The sequence below is a fragment of the Streptomyces lonarensis genome (assembly GCF_012033735.1).
Classification (GTDB): domain Bacteria; phylum Actinomycetota; class Actinomycetes; order Streptomycetales; family Streptomycetaceae; genus Streptomyces; species Streptomyces lonarensis.
In genome coordinates, this window is sequence record NZ_JAAVJD010000287.1 from 1 (window position 1) to 5,771 (window position 5,771).

The window sequence follows — 5,771 nt, forward strand, 5'->3', positions numbered from 1 at the left end:
CCGGTAGCGCGGCCAGTGGACTATCCGGCCGCCGGGGACCCAGCGCGACCCGATGACGAGGTCCGCGCCGCGCAGCGCGGGCGAAGCAGGAGGCGGGGGACCGGCCCGCGTGACCCCCGCACCCCCACCGCCCGGCCGCGGTGACGGCCCGGTGCTGGTCGTCATCCCCACCTACAACGAGGCCGCCAGCCTGCCGCCGCTGGTCGACCGGCTGCGCACCGCCGTGCCGCACGCCGACATCCTGGTGGCCGACGACAACAGCCCCGACGGCACCGGCGCCGTCGCCGACCGGCTCGCCGCCGCCGACGACGCCGTCCACGTGTTGCACCGGCCCGCCAAGGAGGGGCTGGGCGCCGCCTACCTCGACGGCTTCCGCTGGGGGCTGGAGCGGGGGTACCCGGTGCTCGTCGAGATGGACGGCGACGGCTCCCACCAGCCGGAGCAGCTGCCCCGGCTGCTGACCGCGCTGCGCGGCGCGGACCTCGTCATCGGGTCGCGCTGGGTCCCCGGCGGCCGGATAGTCCACTGGCCGCGCTACCGGCAGCTCCTCTCGCGCGGCGGCAGCGGCTACTCCCGGGCACTGCTCGACCTGCCGGTCCGCGACGCGACCGGCGGCTTCCGCGCCCTGCGCGCCCACGTCCTCGCCCCCGACCTTTTGGCGGGTGTCGCCTCCCAGGGGTACTGCTTCCAGGTGGACCTGCTGCACCGCGCGGCGCGCGCGGGCCACCGGATCGTCGAGGTCCCGATCACCTTCGTGGAACGGGCCCACGGCGACAGCAAGATGAGCCGCGCCATCGTCACCGAGGCCCTGTGGCGGGTCACCGCCTGGGGCGTCGCGTCCCGCTTCCGCAGCATCACCGGACGAAGGCACACTTGAGTCATGACCACCGGTTCCCCGCCTCCCATCGGTCCCGGCCGCCCCTCCGGCGGACGCTCCCCGGGCGACGCCCGCTCCCGCAGCCGCGTGCGCAAGCTGCTGCCGCTGCTGACGGTGGTGTGGGTGATCGCCGAGATCTGGCTGCTCCTGCTGCTGGGCCGCGCGGCCGGCGGCCTCACCGTCGTCCTGGTGCTGCTCGCCGGGTTCGTCGCCGGCTCGCTGGTGCTGCGCCGCGCCGGCCGCCGCGCGTTGCGCAACCTCAATGAGGCGGTGCAGGCCGCGCAGCAGGGACGGCGGCTGGACCGCACCGACACCCGGTCCGGCAACGGCCTCTCGGCCGTCGGCGGCATCCTGCTGATGATCCCCGGACTCCTCTCCGACGTGCTCGGCCTGCTGCTCGTCTTCCCGCCCACCGCCGCCCTGGTCCGGAGCGCGCTGAGCGGGCTGGTGGTGAGCCGCGCCGGCCCACTGGGCACCGCCTACCAGGAGGCGCGCGCCGCCGAGACCCGGCTGCGGATGCAGCGGCCCGACGGCAAGGTCGTCCAGGGCGAGGTCCTCGACGAGGACACCGAGCGCGGCCCCGGCGCCCGCCCGCCCGGCGAGGACACCCCGGGCGCCTCGCCGCGCGGCTGATCCGGATCGCCCGCGGCGGCGCGCCGCCGACGGGGAACACCCCCGGCTGTGCCCTGCCGGGGGTGTTCCCCGTCCCGATCCGCGGCGCTCAGTCGCGCGCCGCCCCGGCGAAGGCGGCGATCCGCCCGCGCAGCCCCGCGGCGTCCAGGCCGTGGGCGCGGGCGTGCTCCTCGCGGGTGCCGTACCGCCGCAGCTCGGCGCGGGGCACCCCGAGCGCCAGCGTCCGGTGCGGGGTCCCGCTCAACGCCTCGGCGACCCGGGCGGTCGAGGTGCCCGCGAGGTAGGGCTCCACCAGCACCACGTCCGCCGTCGGGCGCGCGCCGACCGCCGCCCGCAGCCCCACGGCGTCGAAGGGCCGGACCGTCGCCGCGTACAGCAGGGTGACGTCCAGCCCGGCGACCGCCTCGGCTGTCGGGTCGAGCATCGGCCCGACCGCGACGACCACCGGGGCGGTCGGTCCACCCTCGCGCAGCGGCAGCAGCCGCCCGTCCGCCACCGGCAGCGCCGCCCGGTTGCTCTGCTCGGAGAGGCGCACGTACTCCCGGCCCTCGCCGGCGACGGCCCGCCGCAGCAGGAGCTCCGCCTCGTCGGGATGGCCCGGCACGTGGACGCCCCAGCCGTCCAGGGTGTCCAGCAGCGCGACGTCCCCCGGCGCCATGTGGGTGAACCCGCCCTGCGGCCAGTCGTACGACGCGTTGGCGCTCACCAGCACCGCGCCCACGTCCTGGTGCTGGAGATCCAGCTTGAGCTGCTCGAAGGGCCGCTCCACCAGGAAGGAGGCGAAGGTGTGGACGACGGGGCGCATCCCGGCCAGGGCCAGTCCCGCGCCCGCGCCGATCAGCAGCTGCTCCCGGATGCCGACGTCGATGACGCGGTCCGGGTGGCGCCGGGCCGCCTCCTCGAACGCCGCGGCGGTGATGACGGCGAGCACCACGGCGGTGCGGTCGTCGGTGTCGAGCAGGTCGGAGGCGACCCGGACGAACCGGTCGCGCATCGACTCCCCGGGCGGCGGCGCGGACCCGCCGACGGCGGGCGCCGAGGCGGTGGCTGCGGAGGCGGTGGCTGCGGGGACGGGCATGTGCGGGCTCCTCGGAGGTGTGGTCGGCGATCAGCGGGCGTGCTTGGGCTCGACCCGGGCCAGCACCGCGTGCGGCCGGCCGGGGTGGGGCAGCGTGTACGCGCGCCGCAGGTCGGCGTGGTCCCGGCCGTCGGCCTCCGCCAGTGACCAGCCGGCGGCGGTGATCCGCTCCGCGCGGCTGCGGGAGTCGCCCCAGGTGGCGGAGGAGTTGTCGACGACGACCAGGTGGAGCGAGTCCAGGCCGTACGCTCCGGCGAACTCCAGCGCCTCGTGGTTGCTGCCCTCGTCGAGTTCGGCGTCGCCGACCATGACCCAGACCCGCTGCTCCGCGAGGCCGCGGGCGCGCAGCCCCAGCGCGGTGCCCACACCGATGGGCAGACCGTGGCCGAGGGAGCCGCTGCTGATCTCCACGCCGGGGACGAGCGTGCGGTCGGGGTGGTGGCCCAGGGGGGAGTCGAAGGTGCCGAAGCCGTCGAGGACGGCGGGGTCGAGGAAGCCGCGCGCGGCGAGCACGGCGTAGTAGGACATCGGACCGTGGCCCCGGGAGAGCAGGAAACGGTCCCGGTCCTCGGCGTCGGGGCGTGCCGGGTCCAGCCGCAGGACGTCCTGGTGCAGCACCCACAGGGCGTCCGTCAGCGAGTCCGCGGCGGGGGCGTGCTTGTCGGCGCCCGTCATCCGGGCCATCAGAGCCGGCAGGTCGTCGTACCCGAACGGCGGATCGGCGGCGCCGGGCGGCGCGGTGGGGGCGGTGTCGTGCGCTGTCGCGGTCATGTCCGCCACCCTGCAACCTCAACTCGACTTGAGGTCAAGTGGTGGCCGGCGGCCCTCGGCGGCGCCGGGGCGCACGTCACTCGGACGGCCGAACGCCCGGAGCGCGACACGGCGCGGGGCCCGTCACCTTCGAAGGTGACGGGCCCCGCGCCGTGTCGTGATCGTGGTGCGCCTCAGGCGGACTTCCTGCTGTCCCGCGGGTGCACCGCGATGTTCATCGCACCGGAGCGCAGGACGGCCAGCCGCTCGGCCAGCACCTCCTCCAGCTCCTCGCGGGTGCGGCGCTCCATCAGCATGTCCCAGTGGGTACGCGCGGGCTTGGCCTTCTTCTCCTCGGGCCCGTCACCGTCCACCAGCAGCGCCTGGACGCCGCAGACCTTGCACTCCCACTCCGAGGGGATCTCGGCCTCCACGGAGAAGGGCATCTCGAACCGATGCCCCCGCTCGCATGCGTACTCCACCGCCTGGCGGGGAGCCAGGTCGATACCGCGGTCAGTCTCGTAGCTGGTCACCACGAGTCGCGTGCCGCGCAGAGCTCGCTCACTCATGAATCGTGCCTCCCGGGCTGGTCGCCCACATGACAGGTGTGGCTGTCGTCGTCATCCCGTCAACGTCCGGTCGGCGGGGAAGATTCCCGTTGCGGGGTGCTCGCCCCGTCTCGCCGCCGTACTGCTCCTACCCGCTCGCGCCCGGTTCGTCACATCTCGACAGTGATGTCACCCGGTGTCCGCAGGGGGACTGCGCACGAGGTCGGTCGTTGGACGAGGATCAACCGCCTACTGTAGCCGTCCGAGGCCCCCGGTGTGAAATCGCGCGGCCGTCGGCCGGGTCGCGCCGCCGCCGCGCATGGCCCGCCCGGCGGCCCGGCCTGCGGGAGTCTGGCAGCATGACCGGTGTCGGCACGCCCCGGGAGCCGGTCGCGAGGAGTGGACCCGCCATCATGACCACCTGGACCTCCACCGTCGGTGCCGCGCAGTTGAAACGGCTACTCGGCGGCGGGGCCGCGCCCGCGCCCGGCGACCGCCGCCGACCGGCCTACCGCGTCCTCGCCGACGGGCTGCGCTACCTCGTGCTGGAGGGCCGGATACCGGTGGCGGCCCGCCTCCCGGCGGAGCGGGAACTCGCCGCCGCGCTCTCCGTCAGCCGCACCACCGTCGCCGCCGCCTTCGAGGCGCTGCGGACGGACGGCTTCCTGGAGTCGCGGCGCGGGGCGGGCAGCTGGACCGCCGTCCCCGCCGGGCACGCCCCGCCCTCCGGCGGGCTGGACCCGCTGCCGCCGGACACCGAGGCCTCCGTCATCGACCTCGGCTACGCGGCGCTGCCGGCGCCCGAGCCGCTGCTGACCCGCGCGTTCGAGGACGCGCTGCCCGACCTGCGCACCACCACCGCGACCCACGGCGACTTCCCCGCGGGGCTGCCCGCGCTGCGCCGCGCCCTGGCCCAGCGGTACAGCGCCGCGGGGGTGCCCACCATGCCGGAGCAGATCATGGTGACCACCGGCGCGATGGGCGGGGTAGCGGCGGTGAGGCGACTGCTGGCCGGCCGGGGCGAGCGGGTGGCCGTGGAGCACCCCTCCTACGCCAACGTGCTGCAGCTGATGCGGGACACCGGCACCCGCCTGGTGCCGGTGGCGATGGGGGAGGGGCTGTCCGGCTGGGACCTGCCCGCCTGGCGCCGCGTGCTGCGGGACGCCGCGCCGCGCTTCGCCTACGTCGCCGCCGACTTCCACAACCCGACGGGCGCCCTGGCCGACGAGGAGCAGCGGCGCGAGCTGGTGGCGGCCGCCCGGGCCGCCGGCACCCTGCTCGTGGTGGACGACACCATGCGTGACCTGGACCTGCGGCCCGGAGCCGCACCGGTCCGCCCGGTCTGCGCCTTCGACCCCGGCGGTTCCACGGTGGTGACCATCGGGTCCGCCAGCAAGACGTTCTGGGCGGGGCTGCGCATCGGCTGGGTGCGGGCCGCGCCCGACACCGTCCGCAGCCTGGTGGCGGCCCGCGCCTACGCAGACCTCGGCAGCCCGGTGTTCGAGCAGCTGGCGGTGGCCCGGTTGATGGACGGGGACGGCTGGGACGCCGCCGTCGCGCTGCGGCGCGGGCAGGTGACCGCCAACCGCGACGCGCTCGTCGCCGCCCTGCGGGCCCGGCTGCCCGACTGGGAGTTCGCCGTCCCCGCCGGCGGCCTGACGCTGTGGGCGCGCGCCGGCGGGCTGTCCAGCAGCAGGCTGGCCGACCTCGCGGAGCGCCACGGGGTGCGGGTCCCTGCGGGTACCCGTTTCGGCCTCGACGGCGCCTTCGAGGGGTATCTCCGACTGCCGTTCACGCTGCCCGGCCCGCTGGCGGTCGAGGCCGTCGCCCGGCTCGCCGACGCCGCCGCGCTGCTGCGCGGCGGCGCGGGGGCGCCCCAGGTGCC

General features: G+C 76.3%; 6 protein-coding genes and 1 pseudogene. 3 read left to right on the forward strand and 4 right to left on the reverse strand.

Going from position 1 to position 5,771, the window contains the following annotated elements; genetic code table 11:
- Positions 1-78: pseudogene (locus HCN56_RS26730) on the reverse strand (dolichol-phosphate mannosyltransferase); the annotation flags it as partial.
- Here HCN56_RS26730 and HCN56_RS22900 point away from each other — a divergent pair.
- Both HCN56_RS22900 and fxsA read left to right on the forward strand, forming a co-directional pair.
- Positions 53-877, forward strand: coding sequence for a polyprenol monophosphomannose synthase (locus tag HCN56_RS22900; protein ID WP_376770919.1), 825 nt, complete (start codon positions 53-55; stop codon positions 875-877). The pseudogene HCN56_RS26730 and the gene HCN56_RS22900 sit on opposite strands and share 26 nt — an antisense overlap.
- Before the next feature lie 3 nt (positions 878-880).
- Positions 881-1,510: an FxsA family membrane protein gene (fxsA, locus tag HCN56_RS22905; protein ID WP_167974163.1), complete on the forward strand. Its 630-nt coding sequence runs from the start codon at positions 881-883 to the stop codon at positions 1,508-1,510.
- An 88-nt stretch (positions 1,511-1,598) separates the two neighbouring features.
- Here the strand turns inward: fxsA and HCN56_RS22910 are convergent, their stop codons facing one another.
- From HCN56_RS22910 to HCN56_RS22920, 3 genes are all read right to left on the reverse strand, one after another.
- Positions 1,599-2,504 (reverse strand): transketolase family protein, encoded by a 906-nt coding sequence (locus HCN56_RS22910; protein ID WP_167974169.1) that lies wholly within the window; start codon positions 2,502-2,504, stop codon positions 1,599-1,601.
- A gap of 114 nt (positions 2,505-2,618) precedes the next feature.
- Positions 2,619-3,359 carry a thiamine pyrophosphate-binding protein gene (locus HCN56_RS22915; protein WP_167974165.1) on the reverse strand — a complete coding sequence of 247 codons (741 nt, stop codon included), beginning with the start codon at positions 3,357-3,359 and terminating at the stop codon, positions 2,619-2,621.
- A 173-nt stretch (positions 3,360-3,532) separates the two neighbouring features.
- The gene (locus HCN56_RS22920; RefSeq protein WP_167935094.1) at positions 3,533-3,907 is read right to left on the reverse strand and encodes an RNA polymerase-binding protein RbpA; all 375 of its coding nucleotides are present in this window, start codon (positions 3,905-3,907) and stop codon (positions 3,533-3,535) included.
- Between the two features lie 392 nt (positions 3,908-4,299).
- Between HCN56_RS22920 and yczR the strand changes: the two genes are divergently transcribed.
- A partial coding sequence (gene yczR / locus HCN56_RS22925; protein ID WP_167974167.1) for a MocR-like transcription factor YczR occupies positions 4,300-5,771 on the forward strand: 1,472 nt, incomplete at its 3' end.

Excerpts from the sequence above, each read along its gene's own strand:
- HCN56_RS22900 (WP_376770919.1), top strand. The coding sequence starts at position 53 with ATGACGAGGTCCGCGCCGCGCAGCGCGGGCGAAGCAGGAGGCGGGGGA.
- fxsA (WP_167974163.1), top strand. The coding sequence starts at position 881 with ATGACCACCGGTTCCCCGCCTCCCATCGGTCCCGGCCGCCCCTCCGGC.
- HCN56_RS22920 (WP_167935094.1), bottom strand. The coding sequence starts at position 3,907 with ATGAGTGAGCGAGCTCTGCGCGGCACGCGACTCGTGGTGACCAGCTAC.
- HCN56_RS22910 (WP_167974169.1), bottom strand. The coding sequence starts at position 2,504 with ATGCGCGACCGGTTCGTCCGGGTCGCCTCCGACCTGCTCGACACCGAC.
- HCN56_RS22915 (WP_167974165.1), bottom strand. The coding sequence starts at position 3,359 with ATGACCGCGACAGCGCACGACACCGCCCCCACCGCGCCGCCCGGCGCC.